Source organism: Mixta mediterraneensis (assembly GCF_030283135.1).
Lineage (GTDB): Bacteria > Pseudomonadota > Gammaproteobacteria > Enterobacterales > Enterobacteriaceae > Pantoea > Pantoea mediterraneensis.
This window is the reverse complement of the sequence record NZ_JASUAZ010000002.1, coordinates 179,182-203,466: the sequence shown is the minus strand read 5'-3', so window position 1 is coordinate 203,466 and position 24,285 is coordinate 179,182. Positions and strand designations below refer to the sequence as shown.

At 53.9% G+C, this 24,285-nt stretch carries 25 protein-coding genes; 11 read left to right on the top strand and 14 right to left on the bottom strand.

Features of this window, described 5'->3' with window-relative positions; translation table 11 throughout:
- Window positions 1–12 precede the first annotated feature (12 nt).
- Both QRY16_RS02735 and QRY16_RS02730 read left to right on the top strand, forming a co-directional pair.
- On the top strand, window positions 13–234 hold the full coding sequence (locus tag QRY16_RS02735) for an MbtH family protein (RefSeq protein ID WP_289775555.1): 222 nt from the start codon (window positions 13–15) through the stop codon (window positions 232–234).
- Window positions 227–4,153 carry an enterobactin synthase subunit F gene (locus QRY16_RS02730; protein WP_289775554.1) on the top strand — a complete coding sequence of 1,309 codons (3,927 nt, stop codon included), beginning with the start codon at window positions 227–229 and terminating at the stop codon, window positions 4,151–4,153. Before QRY16_RS02735 ends, QRY16_RS02730 begins: the two co-directional genes overlap by 8 nt.
- 29 nt (window positions 4,154–4,182) lie before the next feature.
- Here QRY16_RS02730 and QRY16_RS02725 read toward each other — a convergent pair whose 3' ends face one another.
- From QRY16_RS02725 to fepD, 3 genes are read right to left on the bottom strand one after another with little or no spacing between them, the layout of a single operon-like run.
- Window positions 4,183–4,980 carry an ATP-binding cassette domain-containing protein gene (locus QRY16_RS02725; protein ID WP_289775553.1) on the bottom strand — a complete coding sequence of 266 codons (798 nt, stop codon included), beginning with the start codon at window positions 4,978–4,980 and terminating at the stop codon, window positions 4,183–4,185.
- On the bottom strand, window positions 4,977–5,957 hold the full coding sequence (fepG, locus tag QRY16_RS02720; protein ID WP_289775552.1) for an iron-enterobactin ABC transporter permease: 981 nt from the start codon (window positions 5,955–5,957) through the stop codon (window positions 4,977–4,979). Before fepG ends, QRY16_RS02725 begins: the two co-directional genes overlap by 4 nt.
- Window positions 5,954–6,943, bottom strand: coding sequence for a Fe(3+)-siderophore ABC transporter permease (gene fepD / locus QRY16_RS02715; RefSeq protein ID WP_289775551.1), 990 nt, complete (start codon window positions 6,941–6,943; stop codon window positions 5,954–5,956). The genes fepG and fepD overlap by 4 nt, the downstream gene beginning before the upstream one ends.
- Before the next feature lie 145 nt (window positions 6,944–7,088).
- On the opposite strand from fepD, the gene entS reads away from it, so the two are divergent.
- Window positions 7,089–8,336, top strand: a complete 1,248-nt coding sequence (entS, locus tag QRY16_RS02710) for an enterobactin transporter EntS (RefSeq protein WP_289775550.1) — start codon at window positions 7,089–7,091, stop codon at window positions 8,334–8,336.
- On the opposite strand, the gene fepB is transcribed toward entS, so the two are convergent.
- Entirely contained in the window at window positions 8,331–9,299 is a 969-nt protein-coding gene (gene fepB, locus QRY16_RS02705) for a Fe2+-enterobactin ABC transporter substrate-binding protein (protein ID WP_289775549.1), read from the bottom strand. The genes entS and fepB overlap by 6 nt on opposite strands.
- Before the next feature lie 177 nt (window positions 9,300–9,476).
- Between fepB and QRY16_RS02700 the strand changes: the two genes are divergently transcribed.
- The 5 genes from QRY16_RS02700 to QRY16_RS02680 are packed head-to-tail and all read left to right on the top strand — an operon-like array spanning window position 9,477 to window position 14,333.
- Window positions 9,477–10,655, top strand: a complete 1,179-nt coding sequence (locus tag QRY16_RS02700; RefSeq protein ID WP_289775548.1) for an isochorismate synthase — start codon at window positions 9,477–9,479, stop codon at window positions 10,653–10,655.
- Window positions 10,656–10,665: 10 nt separating this feature from the next.
- Window positions 10,666–12,282, top strand: coding sequence for a (2,3-dihydroxybenzoyl)adenylate synthase (locus QRY16_RS02695; protein ID WP_289775547.1), 1,617 nt, complete (start codon window positions 10,666–10,668; stop codon window positions 12,280–12,282).
- Window positions 12,283–12,300: 18 nt separating this feature from the next.
- Complete coding sequence (locus QRY16_RS02690) at window positions 12,301–13,155, top strand: isochorismatase family protein (protein ID WP_289775546.1); 855 nt, start codon at window positions 12,301–12,303, stop codon at window positions 13,153–13,155.
- Window positions 13,152–13,910 (top strand): 2,3-dihydro-2,3-dihydroxybenzoate dehydrogenase, encoded by a 759-nt coding sequence (dhbA, locus tag QRY16_RS02685; protein ID WP_289775545.1) that lies wholly within the window; start codon window positions 13,152–13,154, stop codon window positions 13,908–13,910. The genes QRY16_RS02690 and dhbA overlap by 4 nt, the downstream gene beginning before the upstream one ends.
- A gap of 3 nt (window positions 13,911–13,913) precedes the next feature.
- Window positions 13,914–14,333 (top strand): hotdog fold thioesterase, encoded by a 420-nt coding sequence (locus tag QRY16_RS02680; protein WP_289775544.1) that lies wholly within the window; start codon window positions 13,914–13,916, stop codon window positions 14,331–14,333.
- Between the two features lie 50 nt (window positions 14,334–14,383).
- On the opposite strand, the gene cgtA is transcribed toward QRY16_RS02680, so the two are convergent.
- The 3 genes from cgtA to rplU form a co-directional block, all read right to left on the bottom strand.
- The gene (cgtA, locus tag QRY16_RS02675; RefSeq protein WP_289775543.1) at window positions 14,384–15,559 is read right to left on the bottom strand and encodes an Obg family GTPase CgtA; all 1,176 of its coding nucleotides are present in this window, start codon (window positions 15,557–15,559) and stop codon (window positions 14,384–14,386) included.
- 244 nt (window positions 15,560–15,803) lie between these two features.
- Window positions 15,804–16,061 carry a 50S ribosomal protein L27 gene (rpmA, locus tag QRY16_RS02670; protein ID WP_006121751.1) on the bottom strand — a complete coding sequence of 86 codons (258 nt, stop codon included), beginning with the start codon at window positions 16,059–16,061 and terminating at the stop codon, window positions 15,804–15,806.
- 15 nt (window positions 16,062–16,076) lie between these two features.
- The gene (gene rplU / locus QRY16_RS02665) at window positions 16,077–16,388 is read right to left on the bottom strand and encodes a 50S ribosomal protein L21 (RefSeq protein WP_193405201.1); all 312 of its coding nucleotides are present in this window, start codon (window positions 16,386–16,388) and stop codon (window positions 16,077–16,079) included.
- 255 nt (window positions 16,389–16,643) lie between these two features.
- Between rplU and ispB the strand changes: the two genes are divergently transcribed.
- Both ispB and QRY16_RS02655 read left to right on the top strand, forming a co-directional pair.
- Complete coding sequence (ispB, locus tag QRY16_RS02660; RefSeq protein ID WP_289775542.1) at window positions 16,644–17,615, top strand: octaprenyl diphosphate synthase; 972 nt, start codon at window positions 16,644–16,646, stop codon at window positions 17,613–17,615.
- Between the two features lie 246 nt (window positions 17,616–17,861).
- Window positions 17,862–18,203, top strand: coding sequence for a helix-turn-helix domain-containing protein (locus QRY16_RS02655; RefSeq protein ID WP_193405203.1), 342 nt, complete (start codon window positions 17,862–17,864; stop codon window positions 18,201–18,203).
- A gap of 56 nt (window positions 18,204–18,259) precedes the next feature.
- Here the strand turns inward: QRY16_RS02655 and murA are convergent, their stop codons facing one another.
- The 7 genes from murA to mlaF all read right to left on the bottom strand — a co-directional run bounded on the left by murA (window position 18,260) and on the right by mlaF (window position 23,062).
- Entirely contained in the window at window positions 18,260–19,519 is a 1,260-nt protein-coding gene (gene murA, locus QRY16_RS02650; RefSeq protein WP_289775541.1) for a UDP-N-acetylglucosamine 1-carboxyvinyltransferase, read from the bottom strand.
- Window positions 19,520–19,586: 67 nt separating this feature from the next.
- Complete coding sequence (gene ibaG / locus QRY16_RS02645) at window positions 19,587–19,844, bottom strand: BolA family iron metabolism protein IbaG (RefSeq protein WP_193405205.1); 258 nt, start codon at window positions 19,842–19,844, stop codon at window positions 19,587–19,589.
- 113 nt (window positions 19,845–19,957) lie between these two features.
- The gene (mlaB, locus tag QRY16_RS02640; RefSeq protein ID WP_289775540.1) at window positions 19,958–20,263 is read right to left on the bottom strand and encodes a lipid asymmetry maintenance protein MlaB; all 306 of its coding nucleotides are present in this window, start codon (window positions 20,261–20,263) and stop codon (window positions 19,958–19,960) included.
- Between the two features lie 2 nt (window positions 20,264–20,265).
- Window positions 20,266–20,895 (bottom strand): phospholipid-binding protein MlaC, encoded by a 630-nt coding sequence (gene mlaC, locus QRY16_RS02635; RefSeq protein WP_193405207.1) that lies wholly within the window; start codon window positions 20,893–20,895, stop codon window positions 20,266–20,268.
- A gap of 17 nt (window positions 20,896–20,912) precedes the next feature.
- On the bottom strand, window positions 20,913–21,455 hold the full coding sequence (gene mlaD / locus QRY16_RS02630; protein WP_193405208.1) for an outer membrane lipid asymmetry maintenance protein MlaD: 543 nt from the start codon (window positions 21,453–21,455) through the stop codon (window positions 20,913–20,915).
- A gap of 4 nt (window positions 21,456–21,459) precedes the next feature.
- Window positions 21,460–22,242 carry a lipid asymmetry maintenance ABC transporter permease subunit MlaE gene (mlaE, locus tag QRY16_RS02625; RefSeq protein WP_193405209.1) on the bottom strand — a complete coding sequence of 261 codons (783 nt, stop codon included), beginning with the start codon at window positions 22,240–22,242 and terminating at the stop codon, window positions 21,460–21,462.
- Window positions 22,243–22,246: 4 nt separating this feature from the next.
- Window positions 22,247–23,062 (bottom strand): phospholipid ABC transporter ATP-binding protein MlaF, encoded by an 816-nt coding sequence (mlaF, locus tag QRY16_RS02620; protein ID WP_193405210.1) that lies wholly within the window; start codon window positions 23,060–23,062, stop codon window positions 22,247–22,249.
- A 226-nt stretch (window positions 23,063–23,288) separates the two neighbouring features.
- On the opposite strand from mlaF, the gene QRY16_RS02615 reads away from it, so the two are divergent.
- Window positions 23,289–24,269, top strand: coding sequence for a calcium/sodium antiporter (locus QRY16_RS02615; RefSeq protein WP_289775539.1), 981 nt, complete (start codon window positions 23,289–23,291; stop codon window positions 24,267–24,269).
- The last annotated feature ends 16 nt before the right edge of the window (window positions 24,270–24,285 follow it).

Here is a 24,285-nt window from a genome sequence, read left to right as displayed (position 1 = left end):
CAGGAGACAGACATGCAACACCTGAACCCGTTTGACGATCCGCAACTGGATTGTCACGTGCTGCAAAATGCGCAGCAGCAATACAGTTTGTGGCCCGCCTTTAAGGCGCTTCCACCCGGATGGCAAACCGTATTTGGTCCGCAACCGCAGGCAGTCTGCCTGAGCTGGTTGAATGAGAACTGGCGCGACATTCGTCCGGTGACTGAAAACGCAAACCGGAGCGACAATGTCTGAAATTCTGATGAGCCGAAACCGAACCAAAATCAATACGCTGCCGCTGGTTGCCGCGCAGCCTGGGATCTGGATTGCCGATCAGCTGTCGAAGCATCACAACGCCTATGCGGTGGCGCACTTTATTGAGTTGCGTGGCGACTTGGACAGTGCACTGTTAGCTAAAGCTATCGTTGCCGGCATGAAGGAAGCGGATACGCTGAATATGGCGTTTGGCGAACAGGATGGCGAGCCACAACAGTGGTCTGCCCCCCAGGCGTTTAGCGAGCCGAAAATCATTGATTTGCGTCATGAAGCCCATCCCGATACCGCTGCGCGCGCGCTGATGCGTCAGGATATGTCCAGCGATCTGCGCGTGTTAAGCGGTGCGCCACTTTATCATCACAGCCTGATACGCCTGGGCGATCAACACTGGTATTGGTATCAGCGTTATCACCATCTGGTGGTCGATGGTTTTAGTTTTACCGCTCTGACTCGCCGTATCGCCAGTCTGTATAGCGCCTGGCAGCGTAAAGACCTGCCGGAATCCACCCCTTTTGTGCCGTTCAGTGAAGTGGTTGAGGAGTATCAGCGCTATCAGGAATCCGCCACCTGGCAGCGCGACCGTGCGTTCTGGCGCGAAAAAGGCGCTCAGCTACCGCCCCCCGCCTCACTGTCTACGCAGCCATTATCCGGGCAAAGCGCCAGCACCGATCTGCTGCGTCTGGAACTGGCGCTGGATCGCCCTCTCTTCCAGACGCTGTTATCACACACCCAACAACATCATCTCAGCACAGCAGATACCGCCTTTGCGCTGGTGGCGCTGTGGCTGGCGCGCCTGAGTGGGCAAAACGATTTTGCCGCAGGCTTTATCTTTATGCGCCGTATTGGCTCGGCCGCGCTGTGCGCCACCGGTCCGGTGATCAACGTGCTGCCAATGGCAGTGCATTACGATCCCGCACAGCCATTAAGCGCGCTGGCCGTGCAGCTGGCGAAGGAAGTTAAGAAAATGCGTCGCCATCAGCGCTTTGACGCTGAACAGGTACAGCGCGATTTAGGTCGTCTGGGTGATAGCGATCCGCTTTATGGCCCGGTAATCAATCTTAAAATGTTTGATTACCGGCTGGATTTCGCTGGCATTGAGGGTATCACGCATCAGCTGGCTTCCGGCCCGGTACGCGATTTAGAAATCGCCATTTACCTCAGCGAACAGGGTGATTTAACGATTGAGCTGCTGGCAAATGCCGAACGCTACAGCGAAAGCATGCTGAAGCAGCATCTTAACCGCTTCCCTCTGCTGCTGACACAGCTAGCGACACAGCCAGAACGAGCCTGTGGCGAGCTGGATCTGTTGATGCCGGATGAACATCAGCAGCTGACAGCGATCAATCAAACCGGGGTAGCCTTACCCGCCGAAACCTTATGCAGTCTGCTTATCAGGCAGGCGCAGCGGACCCCCTATGCACCGGCGCTGTCTGATGCGTGTCACCAGCTAAATTATCAGGAAATGCAGCAACAGGTTCAGGCGCTAGCGCAGCAGCTTATCGCCAGAGGCGTTCAGCGCGGCGATATTGTCGCCGTGGCGCTGCCGCGCTCGGTATTTCTGTCGCTGTCATTGCAGGCGATCATTAGCATTGGCGCAGCCTATTTACCCCTGGATACCGGCTATCCAGACGATCGTCTACAGCTAATGCTGGCAGACGCCGCACCAAAAACGCTGATTACCAGCCGTGCATTAGCCGATCGTCTGGCTGCTATTTCGCCGGTAGAAGCGATGTTCTACGATGCATTGCTGGCGCCCGTAGCTGAGAGCACGTCACAAATGCCGCGCCCGCAGGATGGGGCTTACATTATTTATACCTCCGGCTCTACGGGGCGCCCGAAAGGCGTGCTGGTGGGCCATGAAGCGATTGTCAATCGTCTGATGTGGATGCAGGATCACTATCCGCTCGCCGCTGACGATGTGGTATTACAAAAAACTCCAGGCAGTTTCGACGTTTCTGTCTGGGAGTTTTTCCGGCCGTTAACGGTAGGTGCACAACTGGTGATGGCCCCGCCGGATGCGCACCGTGATCCAGAAGCGTTGCAACAGCTATTCGCCCATTTTCGCGTTACCACGACACACTTTGTGCCATCAATGTTAGCGGCCTTTGTTGCCTCGTTGCAGGACAAAACCGCCGTGGCGCATTGTGCCAGCTTGCGTCGCGTATTCTGTAGCGGCGAAGCGTTGCCAACTGAGCTGTCACGGCAATGGCAAGCGCTTACGCAAATCGAGCTGCATAATTTGTATGGCCCAACCGAAGCGGCGGTGGATGTCAGTTATTATCCGGCCTTCGGTGCTGAACTGGCCGCGGTTGAGGGCGCCAGCGTGCCCATCGGCTTCCCGGTCTGGAATACCGGCTTACGCATTCTTGATGCAGGCTTACAGCTCGTTCCGCCGGGCGTGGCAGGCGATCTTTATCTGACCGGTATCCAGCTGGCGCACGGGTATCTTGATCGCCCCGATCTGACTGCCAGCCGCTTTGTCGCCGATCCTTATGGTAACGGCACGCGCATGTACCGCACCGGCGATGTGGCGCGCTGGCTGTCAAATGGTGCGGTGGAATATCTGGGGCGTAGCGACGATCAGTTAAAGATCCGTGGTCAGCGTATTGAACTGAATGAGATCGACCATGCGCTTGCTGCCCTGCCTGGCGTGGAGCAAGCGGTTACGCACGCCGTGGTGCTGGGCGGCAGCTCAGCGCAGCAAGGCGATGCGCGACAGCTGGTTGGCTATGTCGTCGCCAACCAGCCAGTTGATCAAGAAGCAATGCGTAAAGCCCTTGCCGCGCAATTACCCGCGCATATGGTGCCGGTAGCCATTGTGCAGCTAGAGGTTTTCCCGCTCAGCAGCAACGGCAAGCTGGATCGCAAAGCGTTGCCGTTGCCGCAAAGCCGTGCCGCAGAATCAGGGCGTCTGCCCCATCCTGGCCTGGAAACCACGCTTGCAAAGGCGTTTGCAGCCTTGCTGGAACGTGACAATATTGGCGCTCAGGACGACTTTTTTGCCCTTGGTGGTCATTCGCTGTTAGCAATGCGCCTCGCAGCACAGTTGCGACGTAGCCTGAATCAGCCCGTTTCTGTCGGGCAAATTATGGTGGCCTCGACAGTGGAAAAACTCGCCGCCTTGCTGAGCAGCGAAGATGCCGCAGCTGGACGCGCAGGGTTTGAAGCGGTGCTGCCGCTACGAAAAGGCGCTGGCCCAACGCTGTTCTGCTTCCACCCCGCCTCCGGTTTTGCCTGGCAATTCAGCGTATTACAACGTTATCTGGATAAACGCTGGTCGCTGATAGGCATACAATCACCCGATGTTGACAGTCCACTCAATCAGGGCGGACATCTTGATGAGGTGTGCGATGCGCATCTGGCCACAATTTTACAGCAGCAGCCTCATGGTCCTTACTATTTCATCGGCTATTCCCTGGGTGGCACTTTAGCGCAAGGCATTGCGGCTCGTCTTGAGGCGCGCGGGGAAGACGTTGCGTTTCTTGGCCTGCTCGATACCTGGCCACCAGAAACCCAGAACTGGGACGAGAAGCGCGGTGAAAACGTGCTGGATCCGGCGGTACTGGAAGAGGTCAATCGCGAGCGCGAGCAGTTTATCGCTGCACAGCGTCAGCAGGCGGGTGAAGGCATGGAGGCAATGTTTAATACCATTGAAGCTAACTACGCCAGCTCGGTACGCTTGCTGGCAACGGCGCGCAGCGCGCGTTTCAATGGTCGCGCTACGCTATTCTTAGCCAGGCAGACACAGCAACCAGGCCAGGATGCGCATCGCGCCTGGGCGCCATATGTGGCAGAGCTGGAAGTATGGCCGCTCGATTGTGCGCATGTTGATATTATCTCGCCACGCATGTTTGAACAGATTGGTCCGCGCTTGCAGCAGCTGTTAGCCCGGTTTTGATTATTACGGGCGGAGATTTCCGCCCTTTTTCATTCATTCTGTCGTCCCAGCGGCACAATCATTGGGGTGTGAGCGACCGGATCCTCAATAATCACGCAGCGTAAGCCATAAATGGATTCAATCAGCGCCGGCGTAATAATTTCGCTGGGCCTGCCTTCGGCAATGATTTTTCCGTGACGCATCGCAATCAGATGCGTGGCATAACGGCAAGCCTGATTAAGATCATGCAGGACTACCACAAGCGTGCGTCCGTGCTGTTGATTCAAATCCTGCATTAATTCCAGCAGTTCAATCTGATGGGTAATATCCAGCCAGGTGGTGGGTTCATCCAGCAGCAGCAGCGGCGTTTGTTGTGCCAGCACCATGGCAATCCAGACACGCTGTCGCTGGCCGCCAGAAAGCGTATCCACCTGCTGATTCCCCAAATCGGCGACACCGGTTGCCAGCATTGCCTGCTGCACTGCTACTTCATCTTCTTTTCGCCAGCGACCAAACAAGGGCTGATGCGGATAGCGCCCACGCGCAACCAGTTCGCTGACGCTGATCCCGGCAGGCGCATGAGAACTTTGCGGCAGCAGGCCCAGGCGGCGCGCCACGTCTTTCGTTGCGTAGTGCGCGATGGCTTCACCATCCAGCATGACATGCCCTTTTAGCGGGCTGGCCAGGCGACTTAACGTGCGTAATAGCGTGGATTTACCGCAGGCATTGGGACCGATAATCACTGTCAGCTCCCCATCGGGAATTGCCACCGACAGATTTTCCGCCACGATTTTTTTATCGTAACCCAGCGTCAGCGCATCACCCTGTAATCGTGAGGTTATGGTCATTGGCGTCGCGCCTCCCGCACCAGTAGAGCAATCAGATAAAGCCCGCCAAGGCTGACAGTAATTACGCCAACCGGTAATTGATAAGGCAGGAAAAAGTGCTGCGCAGCGTAATCCGCAGCCGTCAGCAATAGCGCGCCACACAAGGCCGCCAGCGGCAAGATACCTTTAACACCGCCCCCCAGGCGACGAGCGATTTGCGGGGCCAGCAGGGCAATAAATGAAATGGGACCGACCAGCGCCGTGGACGCGGCGGTTAACACCACACCCAGCAGCATCAGCCAGATACGGCTGCGCTCAACCGGCACGCCCAGTGCGCAAGCCGTGTCGTCCCCCATTTCCAGCAGGCGCATACGTCGCGCTAACAACGCCGTTACCCCCATAGCCAGCAGCAAGACAATAATCACCGGCGTCGTTTTGGCCCAGGTTATACCGTTCAGCGATCCGGCGCTCCACAAACCCGCACTGAGCGCCGCTTCCAGCGAGGCGCTGATAATCAGCCAGCTATTGAGTGCCATTAACAAGGCGCGCACGCTTATCCCGACAATAATCAGTCGAAAAGTGTCAACACCGTTTCGCCAGGCAAACAGATAAACCACGGCTGCGGTAATCAATCCTCCCAGTAGCGCTGCCAGCGTCATACCTTCAATGTTCTGCTGAAACAGCACAAGCGCCACTAACACCCCGCTGTAAGCGCCAGTGTTAAAACCCAAAATGTCCGGGCTGCCAAGCGGATTACGCAATAGCGACTGAAAAATCGCCCCGCTGATGCCGAGCGCCGCGCCCGTTAACAGCGCCATTAATACGCGCGGCAAACGCCACTCAACCACAATCAGCTGAATATTTCTGGGCGCATCTCCGCTAATGACCTGCCACAACTGCTCAGCGGAGATCGGTAATGCCCCGCGCGTTATGGCGAAAAATGACAGCAGTATGCACACCAGTAGCAGGCCGACGCTGTTGATCATCACCCTGCTCATACTTGTCCTCTGCCCAGTTTGCGTCGTACCAGAATAATTAGCACTGGCGCGCCAAGAATCGCGGTGACAACAGACACGCACAGTTCCCCCGGCACCAGAATACGGCCCAGAATATCAGCAGCCAACAGCAGACAAGGCGTCATAAATAAGGTGCCGGGCAGCAGCCAGCGATGATCATTACCCACCAGCCAGCGCGCCAGGTGCGGCGTCATCAGGCCAACAAAAGCAATCGGCCCAACGGCGGCCGTGGCCGCGCCGCTCAGCAAGGCAATCGCCAGCAACCCAAAAAGCTGAGTGCGGACTACGCGTGTACCGAGCGCGGTTGCCATGTCACCGCCCATGCTCAGGCTATTTAACGACCTTGCCAGCAGTAACGCTATCACGCCGCCAATCACAACCGCCGGATACGTCGTTTTCAAAACGGCAAAATTACGTATATCAAGCGAACCGCTGTGCCAGAAGCGCAGATGATCGTAAATGTCAGGATTAAGCAAAGATAAACCGGAAGTTAAGCCTTCCAGCACCGCCCCAAGCGCCACACCCGCTAATGTCAGGCGAACCGGATTGACACGACCGCCGCCAGGCGCGCCGATTAATGTCACCAGCAGAGAAGCGATCAGCGCACCCGCAAAGGCAAAGCCGAGCCAGTCGAGCGGCGAATCGGCACCAAACAGCGCAATGCCAATCACGATGGCAAAGCCCGCCCCGGCATTCACGCCCAAAACCCCCGGATCGGCCAGTGGATTACGCGTCAGGCTTTGCATCAGCGCACCAGCAAGCCCCAGCGCAATGCCCGCAAGCAGGCCCGCTAAGGTACGCGGCAAACGCGCATCACGTACAATCACGCAATCGGCGCTGGTACAGTCAGAAAGCAGCGCGTGGATGACATCATGAAAGGCAATGGATTTTGCCCCCAGCATTAAACTGAACGCAAGAAGCAGCAATAGCAGCATCCCTGAACCTGCTATCGCACGAAGTTGGCGCATAACGTATTAAACCTTTACTGATCAACGACACCGCAGGCAAATCATTTTGATAATGATACTTGTTATCGTTATTAGGCGTATTTTTGTATGTTACCATGACTCATTCACTCGATGACGAGGAAAATCGGCGTTTCAAGGCGAAAAAATGAACAAACCCTCCCACTTTATCGATCTCAGCCTGATTAAAACGCATTCCGCTTTTCGCGCCGTGTTTATTGCGCGCTTTATTTCCATTGTCGCACTGGGCATGCTGGCTGTTGCCGTGCCGGTGCAAATCCAGCAACTCACGAATTCACCCTTGCTGGTGGGATTAGCGGTAACACTGGCAGGCGCAGGCATGTTTATCGGTCTGCTGACCGGCGGCGTATTAGCCGATCGCTATGAACGTCGCCGCCTGATCCTCTTTGCCCGCTCGACCTGTGGCCTGGGCTTTGTCGCGCTATGCATTAACGCCTTATTGCCTGCCCCTTCAGTGGTTGCCGTGTTCGTGCTGGGTTTGTGGGACGGCTTCTTTGGCGCGATTGGCGTTACGGCGCTATTAGCCGCGACGCCAGCGCTGGTGGGCCGTGAAAATCTTATGAAAGCCGGGGCGATTACCATGTTGACGGTGCGCTTCGGGTCCATTCTTTCACCTGCGGTTGCCGGATTAGTGATCGCGCACGGCAGTGTGGCGTGGAATTACGGTTTAACCGCTTTCGGGACATTACTCACCGTGTTAACGCTGTTGAAATTACCCGCTTTGCCGCCACCGCCACAACCGCGTGAACATCCGCTCAAAGCGCTGGCAACCGGCGTGCAATTTCTGTTTGCCAGCCCGCTGGTGGGCATGGCGGCATTCATTGGCGCTCTGGTGACGTTAGCCAGTGCGGTACGCGTCCTTTATCCCGCACTGGCCCCGCACTGGCAGATCGATATAAACCAGCTCGGTTTGATGTATGCGGCGGTGCCGCTTGGTGCGGCCATCGGCGCGTTGACCAGCGGCCGCCTGGCCCATTCTCCACGTCCCGGCGTGCTGATACTGGCAAGCGCGTTTGCCGCCTTTGTTGCACTGGGCCTGTTCAGCCTGATGCCGCTTTTTGAACTGGGATTGCTGTGCCTGGTAGCGTTTGGCTACTTCAGCGCGATCAATAGCCTGGTGCAGTACACCATGATTCAGGCACTGACGCCGGATGCGCTGCTGGGACGAATCAACAGCCTGTGGACGGCGCAAAACGTCACCGGCGATGCCATTGGTGCTGCCATTATCGGTTCAATGGGTTCGTTGCTGCTGCCGCAACAGGCGGCAAGCCTGTTTGGTTTTGCTGCCGCACTGTTGGGTCTGTTGATGTGGCGGGTTATGAGGCGCTTACGCCAGTATCAGCCGCCCGCGCCGACGCTGGCGGAACAATTATGATTTAACGAATAACTGTTCCAGACGCGTCAGCAAACGGCTGGCGCTGTAATAATCGAGACGAAAGGTCTCTAGGCCCAGTGCGTAAACCTGCTTATTTTTCACCGCCGACGTTTGTGCCAGGAACGGATTATTTATTACCGCGTGAGCGGTTTTATCCTCGGCGGCGAACAGCATATAGCTGTTACCGTTCAGGCCCGCCGCCAGGTTCTCGCCTGAAAGCTGAATGATGTCTTTACGCTGGCCCATGCTGTGCCCCTGCTGAATATTGGTGGGCGGTGCCGCTAACTCAAAACCCAGCTGCTGCAGTAGCTTGCCCTGTGCAGATTCAGCGGTCCACAGATTTACCGCCCGGCCATCACCATTCCATACCATGGCAGAAACGGGTTGAGGCGGCAGTGTCAGCTTACTTTTTAATGCATTTTCACGATCGTCAAACGCCTTTATGCGCGCTGCTGCTTGCGCTTCATGGCCGGTAGCCTCGCCCAGTACGCCAACTAACTGCTGCCAGCTTTTATCGTCATAATTCACGACCAATGTTGGCGCGATGGCAGAAAGCTGATCGACTAATTTAATGGCCGAATCATTACCGGTTGCACTCACCACAATCAAGTCAGGTGCCTCAGCAGCGATGGCTTCAGCACTTGGCTCACCAATATATAAACGCTTAACTCCACGCTGTTTCGCGACCTCTCCCCATTGACGAAAGAAACCTTGTGCATCAGCAAGGCGACTATTCGGGGCCGTCGCGCCGCTGGCAATCACCGGCGCGTCAATTGCCAGTAAGGAGCCGGTTAATGTAACGCTAGTGGAAACAATACGCTTTGGTGGCTGCGGTAAAGTGACGCTGCCGTTGATCCCCTGGATGGTGCGCGGCCAGCCGTTTTCAGCTTGCGCGGCGTGACTCCACAGCACGCTGCTGATGAAGAAAAATACAATGAAAGTGCAAAAACCACGTTTATACATAAGATCCAGTCCACCTTTTGCTGTGACATTAACCCTGCTGGATATGCTGATTTAGCATGAAAACGCAGTAGAAATGCCGCGAATTTATTGACACCTCAGGCTAATCAACGTAGCTTAGAGAGCCACAATACAAATGATAATCATTATTAATTCTCTTATCATTTATAGGTGGAAATTATGGTGGAAACATTGACGTTTGAAAATCCTTTGTTGCAGGATTTCTCGGCCCTGTGTCGGGGCTTTCTGTTTACTTCGCCGTGGCGCAGCCTGACAACTCAGGGTTGTTTCACTACCATCACAACGCCAGTTAAAGATGGCGATGTGTTAACCGGCGATTTTCAACAACAATTGCAGCACCATTTTGCGTCGGCAAGAAAACAGGGCATCGCCAACCCGATTCTGGTGGGCGCAATCCCGTTTGACGTCAACCAGCCTGCTGCACTGCTTATTCCTGAGACATATCAAACCTTTAATCGCGCCGATTTGAAAGTGCCAGCAACGGTGGTTGAAGCAGCCCTGCCCCAGGTGCGCCGCCGTACCGCCGTGCCGGACCACGCGGAGTTTACCGATATGGTGGCGCAAGCTGTCGCTGCCACCCAGCGGGGCGATCTGGACAAAGTGGTGTTGTCGCGCCTGATGGATATTGTCACCGGGCAGCCAGTTGATACTGCCGCGCTGATGCAGCGTATTGTGGCGCAAAACCCCACCAGTTATCACTTTCACTTGCCGCTGCCGCAAGGCGGTGCGCTGGTTGGCGCCAGCCCGGAACTGCTGCTGCGCAAGCAAGGGCGGGATTTCAGCTCTTGTCCGCTGGCGGGTTCGGCACGTCGTGACAGCGACAGTCTACGGGATCGCGCGGCGGGCGAAACCCTGATGAATTCCGGTAAAGATCGCCACGAGCACAAACTCGTTACCGATGCGATGCGCGAAACGCTGCAACCGCGCAGCCGTTTGCTGTCGGTGCCGAACGTACCGTCGCTGATCACGACCTCGACCTTATGGCATCTTGCGACACAAATTGACGGCGAAGCGTTAAACGAACATGAAAATGCTTTATCGCTGGCTTGCCTGCTGCATCCAACCCCCGCATTGAGCGGTTTCCCGCATCAGCGTGCGCAACGTCTGATCCAGCAACTGGAACCCTTCGAACGCCAGCTTTTTGGCGGCATTGTGGGTTGGTGTGACGATCAAGGCAACGGCGAATGGGTCGTTACCATCCGCTGCGGCACGGTAAATGGCGCACGTGTTCGTCTGTTTGCCGGGGCAGGGATTGTTGCTGACTCGCAACCTGAATCAGAATGGCGTGAAACCGGTGTCAAACTCGACACAATGCTTCGCGCATTTGGACTGCAATAAAAGGTAGGTTATGACAATCTTATACAGCCGCTGGCCGGACGATCTGGCCGCTCGTTACCGCGAAAAAGGTTACTGGCTTGATGTACCGATGACCGATATTCTCACGCGCCATAAAAACAGCGATGCCGTGGCGGTGATTGAGGGTGATCGCCAGTTTAGCTACCGTCAGCTCAACGATATGAGCGACAACCTGGCGGCAGCACTGCAAAGACGCGGCCTGAAAAACGGCGATACCGCGCTGGTTCAGTTAGGTAACGTGGCGGAGTTTTACCTGACGCTGTTTGCCCTGTTCAAAATTGGCGTTGCACCCGTCAATGCGCTGTTTAGCCATCAACGGACCGAGCTCAGCGCGTATGCTGACCAGATTGAGCCGAAGCTGCTGATTGCCGATCGCAGCCACGCACTGTTTGTTGATGATCGCTTTATTGAACAGCTTTGCCGCGATCATACTTCGCTTCAGCAGATCATCCTGCATCACGATACCCAGCCGGAAAATACCCTTGAAGCCTTACTGGCGGAAGCCGCTGAAAATTTCAGCGCAACACCAACCGCGGGTGATGAAGTGGCATTTTTCCAGCTTTCCGGCGGCAGTACCGGCACGCCGAAACTGATCCCGCGTACGCATAATGATTATTATTACAGCATCCGCGACAGCGATAAGATTTGCGGCGTAACCGCTGAAACCCGCTATCTGATCGCCCTGCCCGCTGCGCACAACTTCCCGATGAGTTCACCCGGTGCGCTTGGCGTGTTTTATGCCGGTGGACGCATCGTTCTGGCGGCCGATCCAAGCGCGACGCTGTGTTTCCCCCTGATCGAAAAGCATCAGATTACCGATACCGGCCTGGTGCCGCCCGCCGTTAGTTTGTGGCTGCAGGCCATTCAGGAGTGGGGTACCAACAAACAGCTGGCTTCTCTGCAACGCATTCAGGTTGGCGGAGCGAAATTAGGCGAAACCCTGGCAGCGCGTATTCAGACTGAAATGGGCTGTAAGCTGCAACAGGTGTTTGGCATGGCTGAAGGCCTGGTTAATTACACGCGTCTGGATGATGATGAAAAAACCATTCTGACGACCCAGGGTCGCCCGATTTCAGCCGATGATGAAGTGTGGGTTGCTGATGAGAAGGGTAATCCGCTGCCGGTAGGTGAGGTAGGCCACCTGATGACGCGCGGTCCTTACACCTTCCGTGGTTATTACAACAGCCCGGAACACAACGCGACGAGCTTCGATGAAAATGGCTTTTATTGTTCCGGCGATCTGATTGAGATGACGCCAGATGGCAACATCATCGTGCAGGGCCGTGAAAAAGATCAGATCAACCGCGGCGGCGAAAAAATTGCGGCGGAAGAGGTCGAAAATTTACTGCATCGCCATCCTGATGTGATTCATGCCGCCCTGGTTTCAATGAATGACGAGCTGATGGGTGAAAAAAGCTGCGCTTATATTGTCGCCAGCCAGCCGCTCAAACCCGTCGTGCTGCGTCGTCATCTGCGCGAGCTGGGCGTAGCCGAATTCAAGCTGCCTGACCGTATTATCTGTGTAGATGCCCTGCCGCTGACACCCGTCGGCAAAGTGGACAAAAAGCTTCTGCGTCAACAACTTGCCCATCAACAAGCGCAAGCCTGATTTGTTCTGGAGATTTTTATGGCTATTCCAAAATTGACCTCATATCCGCTGCCAACCGCCACCGACTTACCGGACAATAAAGTGAAATGGGCGATGCAGCCCAATCGCGCGGCGTTACTGATTCATGATATGCAGGCCTATTTCCTTAACTTTTGGGGCGAAAACAGCCCGCTGATTAACCAGGTCATTGAAAACATTGTGCGCCTGCGCCGCTACTGTAAAACACAGGGAATTCCGGTGTTTTATACCGCACAGCCAAATCAGCAGAGCGATGAAGATCGTGCCCTGCTCAATGATATGTGGGGGCCGGGCCTGAACAAGCATCCCGACCAGCAGAAGATCGTTGACGCCCTGGCGCCTGACGCAGACGATCATGTTTTGACAAAGTGGCGTTACAGCGCGTTTCATCGTTCGCCGCTGGAAGCAACCCTGCAGGAAATGGGCCGCGATCAGCTGATCATTACCGGCGTTTACGCTCATATCGGCTGCCTGACCACGGCGACCGATGCGTTTATGCGTAATATTCAGCCCTTTATGGTGGCGGATGCGCTGGCCGATTTCACCCGTGACGAACATATGATGGCGCTGACCTACACCGCTGGCCGCAGCGGCAAAGTGGTCATGACCGCCGACCTGATGCCGCTCCCGCTCAGTAAAGACGACCTGCGTGCGCTGATCCTGCCGCTGTTAGAAGATGACGATGTGCCAGAAGATGATGAAAATCTGATTGATTACGGTCTGGATTCCGTCCGTGTTATGTCGCTGGCGGCGCGCTGGCGTCAGGTTCACAGCGATATAGACTTTGTCAGCCTGGCGAAAAATCCAAGCATTGATGGCTGGTGGGCGCTGCTGTCGCGGGAGCCTGCAAAATGAGCCATTCATTCGATTTCAGCGACAAAATTGTTTGGGTAACCGGCGCCGCGCAAGGCATTGGTTATCATACGGCGCTGGCCTTTCATCAGGCGGGCGCAAAAATCGAAGCATTTGATCTGCACTTTCACGACCAGGATTATCCATTTCCATGTCACACCCTGGATGTCGCCAGTCCCGATCAGGTGAAAACCGTTTGTCAGCGCGTACTGGCTGCACAACCACGCATTGATGTGCTGGTAAACGCCGCCGGTGTTTTACGCGTTGGCGCAACGGATGAGCTGACCTTCGCCGACTGGCAAACGTGCCTGGCGGTGAATGCCGGGGGCGCATTTAACCTGTTTCAGCAAACGCTGCCGGTGTTTCGCGAACAACGCGCTGGTGCAATCGTCACCATCGCTTCTAATGCCGCGCATGCACCGCGCATCGGTATGTCGGCTTATGGCGCCTCAAAAGCCGCGTTGCGTAGCCTGTGTTTGACTGTTGGCCTGGAAATGGCGCCCTACGGCGTGCGCTGCAACTTCGTTTCGCCAGGATCGACAGATACCCATATGCAACGCAGCCTGTGGCACACGCCAACGGGCGAACAGGAAATGATCGAAGGTTTCCCGGAGCAATTTAAACTTGGGATCCCTCTGCGCAAGATCGCTAAACCGCAAGAGATCGCGGCTAACGTGCTGTTCCTCGCGTCAGATCTGGCCAGTCATGTGGTGCTGCAAGATATTGTGGTCGACGGCGGCGCGACATTAGGAGCCTGATATATGGCAGCGATCTGGAAAAAATCTATCCATTTAGATGCGCTCAATGCGATGGGCGAAAATTCGCTGGTGGCACATCTGGGGATCGTCTTCACCGTGATAGGTGATGATTATCTCGAAGCCACGATGCCGGTAGACGCACGCACGCATCAGCCTTTTGGCCTGCTGCATGGCGGGGCATCGGTAGTGCTGGCTGAATCGATGGGTTCAATTGCAGGTTATCTGTGTGTTGAAGAAGGCAGCAGCGTGGTGGGTGTTGAAGTGAATGCCAGCCATCATCGTGCCGTTTCCAGCGGGCAAGTGCGTGGCATTTGCCGCCCACTGCATTTAGGTTCGCGTAGTCAAACGTGGCAGATTGAGATTCGTAATGGACGGGACCAATTGTGCTGTAGCGCGCGGCTAAGTGTGGCGGTGCTGGGGTAATAATGAAACTTGCCCCAGGAACGGGGCAAGTTTTGATGAGACTTTACTGCTTAACGCTGATAGATAATTTCGACGCCTTCGTCGTCATCTTCATCCCAGTCGTCGTCCCACTCTTCATCTTCTTCTGCTTCAACCGTATTTTCGATGGTTTCACGATGGTAATCATCCCACATGAACTCCACTTTCTCTGGCTGCTTCTCTTCAGTTTCTGCTTCTTTCGGATTCGCGTTAATAAAGCTCATCACGTCCCAGCATAAATCGCTAACGCCGTTGCGGCTGGCCGCAGAAATAAGGTAATACTTGTCTGTCCAGCCCAGTGCTTCGGCAATCGCCTTCGCACGCGACTGCGCTTCTTCTTCGCTCAGCAGATCAGTTTTGTTGAATACCAACCAGCGCGGCTTGTTGAACAGTTTTTCGCTGTATTTTTCCAGTTCACCAAGAATAATGCGGGCATTTTCCACCGGATCGGTTTCGTCGATAGGGGCAATATCGATCAGGTGCAACAAAACACGACAGCGCTCAAGGTGTTTCAGGAAGCGAATGCCTAAACCTGCGCCTTCCGCTGCACCTTCAATCAAGCCAGGAATGTCGGCCACCACGAAGCTTTGTTCCGCATCCATACGCACGACACCGAGGCTTGGCACCAGAGTCGTAAATGGGTAATCGGCGACTTTTGGCTTCGCCGCTGAAACGGCGCGGATAAAGGTGGATTTACCGGCATTCGGTAAACCCAACATCCCAACGTCTGCCAGCAGCATCAGCTCCAGTTGCAGATCGCGTTTCTCACCTGGCGTTCCCATGGTTTTCTGACGCGGAGAACGATTCACCGAAGATTTAAAACGCGTGTTACCCAGACCGTGCCAGCCACCTTTGCCGACCATCAGCTTCTGCTCATGGCGCGTCATATCGCCCAGCGTTTCACCGGTTCCCTGATCGATAACACGTGTTCCCACGGGCACTTTAATAACGATATCTTTGCCGCGTTTACCGGTACAGTCACGGCTCTGACCGTTCTGACCGCGTTCAGCGCGAAAGGATTTTTCGAAGCGATAATCAATCAGCGTGTTCAGGTTTTCGTCAGCAATCAGATAAACATCGCCGCCATCGCCACCGTCGCCGCCGTCAGGACCACCTTTAGGGATGTATTTTTCACGGCGGAAGCTGACGCATCCATTACCGCCATCACCTGCAACAATCAGGATTGTCGCTTCATCAACAAACTTCATTTTCTTTCTCCGTCACACAATCGTTTACAGCATGCCTGTAAACGGGTCCGCCAGGGTCTTCTGCGCTGACCAGCGGCGGATAAAATCAGGATTGGCTTTCGCCAGTGCGTACATAAAGTATACAGCAATCTTTTGTGATACGTCGCCCTTAAGGCGACCAGGCACAGAATGTAAAAAGCCCCGCAGGAGCTGCGGGGCCTTCAATTCGTGCGGTCAGACGTCAGGCGTCTGCGTCACGGCAACCTTACTCAGCTACGATGCTGATGTATTTACGGTTGTTCGGACCTTTAACTTCGAATTTTACTTTGCCGTCTGCGGTAGCAAACAGGGTGTGATCACGACCACAGCCTACGTTGTTACCCGCGTGGAATTTGGTACCACGCTGACGAACGATGATGCTACCTGCCAGAACAGATTCACCACCGAAACGCTTAACACCCAGACGTTTTGCGTTGGAGTCACGACCGTTTCGAGTCGAGCCACCAGCCTTTTTATGTGCCATTTCTCAGATCTCCTGTTAGGCAGTGATGCCAGTGATTTTCACATCAGTGAACCACTGACGGTGGCCTTGCTGCTTACGGTAGTGCTTACGACGACGAAACTTAACGATTTTAATTTTCTCGCCACGACCGTGAGCAACGATTTCTGCCTTGATCACACCGCCTGAAACCAGTGGCGCGCCGATTTTCACGTCTTCGCCATTTGCAATCATCAGAACCTGATCAAACTCAATGGTTTCACCGGTTGCGATGTCCAGCTTTTCCAGGCGAACGGTCTGACCTTCGCTTACTCGGTGTTGTTTACCACCACTTTGGAAAACCGCGTACATATAAAACTCCGCTTCTGCGCTTGCCTTTCAGTTCATCAGGCGGCGCGCTAAATATTCACAATAGGGCGCGAATTCTACGCAAAACTCCAGAAGAAGACAAGAGCACTTTGCACTCTCTTGCAGAAAAAAAACACAGGCTGAACGCAAACGTTTCTCAAGCGGAAAATTCAAGTACAATCAGTAACAGATTACCTGAACGCTGGCTGGGTAAAAGCCCCTACCATGGCAGAAAACGAGTCATAGCTGAAAAGACGAATGAACTTAGAACAGATTAATGAATTAACCGCGCAGGATATGGCTGCCGTTAACCAGACCATCCTCGACCAGCTGAATTCAGATGTCTCGCTCATCAATCAGCTGGGATATTACATCATCAGTGGCGGTGGAAAGCGCATCCGTCCCATGATTGCCGTGCTTTCCGCACGAGCAATGGGTTATGAGGGCAACCTGCATGTCACCAATGCGGCGTTGATCGAATTCATTCATACCGCCACGCTGTTACATGACGATGTGGTGGATGAATCCGATATGCGTCGTGGCAAAGCCACTGCGAATGCCGCATTTGGCAATGCAGCAAGCGTGCTGGTTGGCGATTTTATTTATACGCGTGCGTTTCAAATGATGACCAGCATGGGTTCGCTGCGCATTTTGGCGTTGATGTCTGAAGCGGTGAATGTAATTGCTGAAGGCGAAGTCTTGCAACTGATGAACGTCAACGATCCTGATATTACCGAAGAGAGCTACATGCGCGTTATTTACAGTAAGACCGCGCGCCTGTTTGAAGCGGCATCCCAGGCCTCGGCGATCCTTGCTGAAGCTACGCCTGCACAGGAAAAAGCCTTGCAGGATTATGGACGCTATCTCGGTACGGCTTTCCAGTTAATTGATGATCTACTAGACTACAGCGCCGACGGTAAGACATTAGGCAAAAACACCGGTGACGATCTCAGCGAGGGCAAACCGACCTTACCGCTGCTTCACGCGATGCAGCACGGTACGCCAGAGCAAGCAAAAATGATCCGGGAAGCCATTGAGCAGGGTAACGGGCGTCATTTACTGGAACCGGTACTTGAAGCTATGCGTCAACGTGGCTCCCTGGAGTGGACCCGCACCCGGGCTGAGCAGGAAGCGGATAAAGCCATTACGGCCTTACAGGCCTTGCCTGAAACGCCGTGGCGTAGCGCGCTGGAATCGCTGGCGCACATGTCAGTGCAACGCGATTTCTGACTTTCTCACGGAGCCGGTCATCGGCTCCGCTTTTCCAGATATTCTCCTTTTCTCTTCAGCGATTTACATCCGTTGCAAATCTTTTGCGCTAATCCCCTCAGTTCTATGTGTTTAATTCGATCTTAACTGGAAATTAAAGGAAAACATTTGTTATAAATATCCATAAGTTTCCAGTTGAGATAGCAAAAGGAAGCCGGGATCGCCCCAGGGGGGTGACGCCATAACAAGGAAAAGGAGAACAGGATTATGCACAAAGGGAATGAGGACTGGCATTCTGCCGATATTATCGCAGCTCTGCATAAGCGCGGCACTTCGCTTGCAGCGTTATCACGTGAAGCAGGATTAAGCTCATCAACGTTAGCCAACGCCTTATCGCGCCCGTGGCCTAAAGGTGAATGGCTCATTGCCGATGCGATCAACGTCCATCCCGCGGTGATCTGGCCAAGCCGTTATTATGATCCCGTTACGCATCGCTTAATAGATCGAAAAAAACGTATTCGACTGGTGAAAAGTCGTGCTTCTGCAGAAAAGGAACATGAGCTTTATACCTTTCAACCGCCGAATAAAAACAAACCGGGTCAGCGATAAAAAAAACCAGCCACGGAAACCGGGGCTGGTTTATTTGACTCATGCTTTGTCAGCAATTATTCGCCGCTGACACGCTCTATGTCAGCGCCCATCGCTTTCAGTTTATCTTCAATATGTTCATAGCCGCGATCGATATGATAGATGCGATCCACAAACGTGGTGCCTTCAGCTATGCAACCAGCCAGCACCAGGCTTGCCGAGGCGCGTAAGTCAGTTGCCATTACCTGTGCACCCGAGAGCGTTTCAACGCCATGGCAGATCGCCGTATTACTTTCGATTTCAGCATGCGCGCCCATGCGAATCAGCTCAGGAATATGCATAAAGCGGTTTTCGAAAATAGTCTCGGTGATCAGTCCCGTACCTTCTGCAACCAGATTCAACAGCGTGAACTGCGCCTGCATATCCGTTGGGAAGCCAGGATGCGGCGCAGTGCGTATGTTCACCGCTTTCGGGCGTTTGCCGTGCATATCAAGGCTAATCCAGTCTGTACCGGTTTCAATGTCGGCACCGGCATCACGCAGTTTCGCCAGCACCGCATCTAGCGTGTCAGGCTGTGTGTTGCGACATGTGACCTTCCCCCCTGAGATAGCGGCTGCGACCAGAAACGTCCCCGTCTCAATACGATCTGGCAGGACACTGTAAACACCGCCTCCTAAGCGCTCGACGCCTTCAATGGTGATTTTATCGCTGCCTGCACCGCTGATTTTCGCGCCGAGCGTGTTAAGGAAGTTAGCGGTATCAACAATTTCCGGCTCGCGGGCGGCGTTTTCAATGACGGTCGTGCCGGTTGCCAGCGTAGCTGCGCTCATAGTGGTGACCGTCGCGCCAACGCTGACTTTATCCATGACAATAAGCGCACCTTTCAGACGCCCTTCAACCGAGGCTTTGACGTAGCCTTCTTCCAGCTTGATCTCTGCACCCAGTTGCTCAAGGCCAGTAATGTGCAGATCGACTGGACGGGCACCGATAGCGCAACCACCTGGCAGTGAGACCTGCCCCTGACCAAAACGCGCAACCAGCGGCCCAAGCGCCCAGATAGAAGCGCGCATGGTTTTAACCAGATCGTAAGGTGCGCAGAAAACATTCACAGCGCTGGCATCGACGTGCACGGAACCATTGCGTTCAACCTTAGCACCCAGCTGACTCAACAGCTTCATGGTGGTATCAATGTCCCGCAGCTTCGGCACATTTTGAATCTCGACCGGCTCTTCAGCCAGTAACGCAGCAAAAAGAATAGGCAGCGCGGCGTTCTTCGCCCCGGAGATGGTAACTTCACCACTTAAGCGGGTGGGGCCTTGCACACGAAATTTGTCCATTAACACGGCTCTCAATTAACTAACTAAAGATCGGGCTTGCCAGGGGCAAGCGCGCCACGCTGAAGACTCAGAAACCATTCAGTTTACGGTCACGCGCCCATTCAGCGGGAGTATAGGTTTTGATGGAGACAGCATGAATACGGTTATCCGCGATGTATTCCATCAGCGGCGCGTAAACAGCCTGCTGTTTTTTCACGCGGCTCAATTCGCCAAACAGCTCGCCTACAGCGATAACCTGGAAGTGGCTGCCGTCATTGCTCATCACATGGACTTCGTCCAAAGGCAGCGCTTGCATCAGCACGGCCTGAATTTCACTGTTTTCCATTGTTTTTAACTTCACTTGATAATAATAAGGCTGCCATCTTAGAGGAAAGCGCCTGACTCTTAAATACGCAAAAGCCCCTGCATAAAACAGGGGCTTAATTTAACAGAAGGAAATCAGGCGTTTTTATCTACAGAAACAATAATCTGTTGCAGATTGTAAAGAGTTATGAGTGATTGCAGTTTATCGCTGATGCCGCTGAAACGCGGCGTGGTGCCCTGGGCGCGGGCTATTTCACGCAAATGTACCAGCAGAGCCAGTCCCGCACTATCAACACGATCCAGCGCGGCCACGTTGATAACGTCAACATCCTTGATTAGCGTTTCTCGCTGCTGCCACAGGGACAGCAGCGTATCGCGATCAAGTTCACCACTTAATAACAGTGTGCTGGCGTTACGCTGCCAGCGAAGTGATTCACGCATGGTTACTGTTTATCCAGCGTAATTGGCTGAGCGGCAGAACGTTTCAGCTGCGCGGTCAGGCCCTCAATGCCTTTCGTGCGCAACAGATCGCTCCACTCATTTTGCTTGGTCGTGATCATGCTAACGCCCTCCGCAATCATGTCATATGCCTGCCAGTTTCCTGTCTGGCTATTTTTACGCCATTGAAAATCCAGACGAACCGGCGGACGGCCATTTGGATCGATAATCGTCACGCGAATTGCCAGGATATTCGCATCGCCAATTGGCTGCTCTGGCTGGATTTGGTAGGTTTGACCGTGATACAGCGCCAGCGCCTGCCCGTAAGCTTGCGCCAGATAATCACTAAACGCACTGAAGTAAGCTTCACGTTGCGCGGGGGTCGAGTCACGATAGTAACGGCCTAACACCAACGCGCCGGCGTATTTAATTTGCACATATGGCAACAGCTCCTGACGCACGATTTCACGCAGATAGTTCGGGTCCTGCTTAATTTTTGGCTGTTCCGTTTTCAGGCGCGTAAAGGTTTTCTGCGCCGCTTCGTTCATCAACTTATAAGGATTACTTTGATCGGCTGCGTTAGCCGCCAGCGGTGCTACCACCAGCATGGCAATCATCAGTAAACGTTTAAACATCGTGTGTGACCTCTTTCTTAAGGTTGAACCGGTGCCGCAGGGGCGTTATTGCTTCCCTGCGTATCCTTATGATCGTTATTGTCTTTATTATCGCCGCTCTTATACAGGAACTGACCAATCAGATCTTCCAGTACCAGCGCTGATTTGGTATCTCGCAACGTATCGCCATCTTTCAGCATCGCCGAGCCAAGTTCAGGATCGTCAAAGCCCAGGTTTAACGCCAGAAACTGCTCCCCTAACAAGCCCTGGGTACGAATCGCCAGCGAACTGGTATCCGAAATTTTATTCGCGTACTGATCGCTGATGTCCATGGTAACGCGCGGCAACAGGGTTTTGGGTTCGAGAGAAATATCGGTGACGCGCCCAATGACCACACCACCGACTTTAACTGGCGAGCTGACTTTCAGGCCGCCGATATTATCGAAGGTGGCGTAGAGCTTCCAGGTCGGATCGGTACCAAGCGATTTAAGATCTGCTACGCGCAGACAGAGAAAGAGCATAGCGATCAGCGCCATAATCAAAAATACGCCAACCCAGATTTCGCTTTTTTTGCTTTGCATTGCATCAATTCCCAAACATCAGTGCTGTCAGCACAAAATCCAAACCGAGCACCGCCAGTGAAGCATGCACCACGGTGCGCGTCGTCGCGCGGCTGATCCCTTCAGAAGTCGGGATCGCATCATAACCATTAAATAAGGCAATCCAGGTTACCGTCACTGCAAAGACGGCGCTTTTGATGATGCAGTTAACCACGTCGGTACGAAAATCGACAGCGTGTTGCATTGCTGACCAAAAGAATCCCGGATCGATACCCTTCCAGCTCACGCCGACCAGCGCGCCACCAGCAATGCCAACGGCGGTAAAAATAAGCGCCAGCAAGGGCATACTGATAAACCCGGCCCAGAAACGGGGCGAAACGACCCGACGCAGCGGATCTACCGCCATCATTTCCATACTGGAGAGCTGTTCGGTGGCTTTCATTAAGCCGATTTCTGCCGTTAATGCCGAGCCTGCACGGCCCGCAAACAGCAGCGCCGTGACCACCGGTCCTAACTCACGCAGCAACGATAATGCCACCAGCATACCCAGGCTGGTTTCTGCGCCATAGGTGGTAAGCACCAGATAGCCTTGCAGGCCAAGCACCATACCGATGAACAGACCGGAAACCACGATAATCAGTAATGACAGGACGCCGACGCTGTAAAGCTGCTTTACCAGCAACGGCGCGTGTTTGCGAAACGCCGGTTTGCCCACCAGCGCATGGAATAGCATTAAGCCTGCGCGGCCAAAGGTGGCGCAGGTTTCAATTCCCTGGCGTCCCAATAACGCCAGTGCCTTCAATAACATCAGATTAGACTCTCCCTGTGCCGGTTAAATCGGCAAGATAATCGCCGGCCGGAAAACGAAATGGGACAGGTCCATCCGCATCCCCATCAATAAACTGGCGCACGCGGGGATCGGGATTTTCCCGTAATTCCGGCGTGCTGCCCTGGGCAATGATTTTTTTTCCCGCCACGATATACGCGTAATCCGCAATACTTAATACTTCCGGTACGTCATGCGAGACCACAATGCAGGTCAGGCCCAGCGCATGGTTCAGTTCGTCGATCAATTTAACCAGCACTCCCATAGTAATTGGGTCCTGGCCCACAAACGGTTCGTCGAACATCATCAATTCGGGTTCTAGCGCGATAGCGCGTGCCAGTGCAACACGACGCGCCATCCCCCCCGACAACTCTGCCGGTTTCAGTTGTGCCGCGCCACGCAGGCCGACCGCTTCCAGCTTCATAAGAACCGTGCTGTGTAGCAGAGCCGGGGGCAACTGCGTGTGTTCACGCAGTGGCCAGGCCACATTTTCGTAGACGGTTAAATCGGTGAACAGGGCGCCGGACTGGAATAACATGCTCATTTTTTTACGCGCTTCATACAATTTAGCGCGTGAAAGCGTGGGGATATTTTCGCCACGGAACCAGATTTCGCCGCCATTCGGCTGCAACTGACCACCGATCAAGCGTAGCAAAGTTGTTTTACCAATGCCTGACGGCCCCATTATTGCCGTCACCTTACCTTTCGGCACGGTAAGCGAAATGTCATCAAAGATTTTGCGATCTCCGCGCGAAAAACTCACGCCACGAACCTCAACCAGATTCGTTTGCTGCTGGATCATTATTACCTCTTAGGCAGATCGGGCGTAAACATGGGGTACGATGGTAGCTTGTTCAACCTTAATGCACGATAGCTTTACAGAAACTTACCGCGGAGATTTGGCGAAAACGGGCATAAAATTTACTTTTTCCGTTTAGACGGTCAAAATCAGCGCCTGTTTCACCACACAGCTTCTGTAATCAGTCGGACAAAGCGTGCCGACATGGATTTTCACGCAAGGATTTTTAATGTTCGTCGCTACCGCACTATTGATTATCGGTCTGCTTTTACTGGCGTATGGTGCCGATCGTCTGGTGTTTAGCGCCTCAATACTTTGCCGCTCTTTTGGCATGCCGCCCTTGATCATTGGTATGACAGCGGTCAGCATTGGCACATCGCTCCCGGAAATCATTCTCTCTTTTTCCGCGGCTCAACATGGTCAGATGGATCTGGCGGTGGGTACTGCACTCGGTTCGAACATTACTAATATCCTGTTGATTTTAGGCAGCGCGGCATTACTGCATCCACTTACCGTCCATTCAAATTTAGTGCGTCGCGAACTGCCGTTAATGCTGCTGGTCTCATTATTGAGCGGCATAACGCTGTTTGATAATGAGCTTAGTCGACTTGATGGTTTGGGCTTAATTGCACTTGCCGCCATCTATTTGATCGTGGTGATCCAGATTGCGCGCAAAGCTGAGCGCAATAATAACGACACGCTGACGCGTGAACAGCTGGCTGAACTTCCACGCGAAGAGAGCGGCAACACCGTCGCTTTTCTTTGGCTGGCAGTCGCACTGATTATTTTACCGATGTCGACGCGTATGGTGATCGACAACGCCACGGTGTTTGCCGACTATTTCGGCGTCAACGAATTAGTGATGGGTTTAACGCTGATTGCGGTTGGCACCAGTTTGCCAGAGCTGGCTACCGTGATTGCAGGTGCGTTGAAAGGTGAAGATGATATTGCTATCGGTAATTTGATTGGTGCCAATATTTATAATGTTGCCATTGTGCTGGGCTTACCAGCGTTAATTCATCCTGGCAGCATAGGTTATCACGCCTTTGCACGCGATTACTGGGTGATGCTTGGCGTGAGCGCACTATTTGCTCTGCTCTGCCTGCTACGCCGCCGTCGTATTGGTCGCGCCGCAGGCACACTTTTACTCTGTGGGTTCATCGTCTGGATGACGCTGCTGTGGTTGCAGCCTGCGTTTATCGACGGCTAAAAAGGATAGATTTTCC

Excerpts from the sequence above, each read along its gene's own strand:
- QRY16_RS02700 (WP_289775548.1), top strand. The coding sequence starts at position 9,477 with ATGGTGGAAACATTGACGTTTGAAAATCCTTTGTTGCAGGATTTCTCG.
- QRY16_RS02730 (WP_289775554.1), top strand. The coding sequence starts at position 227 with ATGTCTGAAATTCTGATGAGCCGAAACCGAACCAAAATCAATACGCTG.
- entS (WP_289775550.1), top strand. The coding sequence starts at position 7,089 with ATGAACAAACCCTCCCACTTTATCGATCTCAGCCTGATTAAAACGCAT.
- rpmA (WP_006121751.1), bottom strand. The coding sequence starts at position 16,061 with ATGGCACATAAAAAGGCTGGTGGCTCGACTCGAAACGGTCGTGACTCC.
- mlaE (WP_193405209.1), bottom strand. The coding sequence starts at position 22,242 with ATGTTATTGAAGGCACTGGCGTTATTGGGACGCCAGGGAATTGAAACC.
- QRY16_RS02655 (WP_193405203.1), top strand. The coding sequence starts at position 17,862 with ATGCACAAAGGGAATGAGGACTGGCATTCTGCCGATATTATCGCAGCT.
- QRY16_RS02735 (WP_289775555.1), top strand. The coding sequence starts at position 13 with ATGCAACACCTGAACCCGTTTGACGATCCGCAACTGGATTGTCACGTG.
- mlaD (WP_193405208.1), bottom strand. The coding sequence starts at position 21,455 with ATGCAAAGCAAAAAAAGCGAAATCTGGGTTGGCGTATTTTTGATTATG.
- mlaF (WP_193405210.1), bottom strand. The coding sequence starts at position 23,062 with ATGATCCAGCAGCAAACGAATCTGGTTGAGGTTCGTGGCGTGAGTTTT.
- fepD (WP_289775551.1), bottom strand. The coding sequence starts at position 6,943 with ATGCGCCAACTTCGTGCGATAGCAGGTTCAGGGATGCTGCTATTGCTG.
- QRY16_RS02725 (WP_289775553.1), bottom strand. The coding sequence starts at position 4,980 with ATGACCATAACCTCACGATTACAGGGTGATGCGCTGACGCTGGGTTAC.
- fepB (WP_289775549.1), bottom strand. The coding sequence starts at position 9,299 with ATGTATAAACGTGGTTTTTGCACTTTCATTGTATTTTTCTTCATCAGC.
- murA (WP_289775541.1), bottom strand. The coding sequence starts at position 19,519 with ATGGACAAATTTCGTGTGCAAGGCCCCACCCGCTTAAGTGGTGAAGTT.
- QRY16_RS02680 (WP_289775544.1), top strand. The coding sequence starts at position 13,914 with ATGGCAGCGATCTGGAAAAAATCTATCCATTTAGATGCGCTCAATGCG.
- mlaC (WP_193405207.1), bottom strand. The coding sequence starts at position 20,895 with ATGTTTAAACGTTTACTGATGATTGCCATGCTGGTGGTAGCACCGCTG.
- mlaB (WP_289775540.1), bottom strand. The coding sequence starts at position 20,263 with ATGCGTGAATCACTTCGCTGGCAGCGTAACGCCAGCACACTGTTATTA.
- fepG (WP_289775552.1), bottom strand. The coding sequence starts at position 5,957 with ATGAGCAGGGTGATGATCAACAGCGTCGGCCTGCTACTGGTGTGCATA.
- rplU (WP_193405201.1), bottom strand. The coding sequence starts at position 16,388 with ATGTACGCGGTTTTCCAAAGTGGTGGTAAACAACACCGAGTAAGCGAA.
- QRY16_RS02695 (WP_289775547.1), top strand. The coding sequence starts at position 10,666 with ATGACAATCTTATACAGCCGCTGGCCGGACGATCTGGCCGCTCGTTAC.
- QRY16_RS02690 (WP_289775546.1), top strand. The coding sequence starts at position 12,301 with ATGGCTATTCCAAAATTGACCTCATATCCGCTGCCAACCGCCACCGAC.
- QRY16_RS02615 (WP_289775539.1), top strand. The coding sequence starts at position 23,289 with ATGTTCGTCGCTACCGCACTATTGATTATCGGTCTGCTTTTACTGGCG.
- ibaG (WP_193405205.1), bottom strand. The coding sequence starts at position 19,844 with ATGGAAAACAGTGAAATTCAGGCCGTGCTGATGCAAGCGCTGCCTTTG.
- dhbA (WP_289775545.1), top strand. The coding sequence starts at position 13,152 with ATGAGCCATTCATTCGATTTCAGCGACAAAATTGTTTGGGTAACCGGC.
- ispB (WP_289775542.1), top strand. The coding sequence starts at position 16,644 with ATGAACTTAGAACAGATTAATGAATTAACCGCGCAGGATATGGCTGCC.
- cgtA (WP_289775543.1), bottom strand. The coding sequence starts at position 15,559 with ATGAAGTTTGTTGATGAAGCGACAATCCTGATTGTTGCAGGTGATGGC.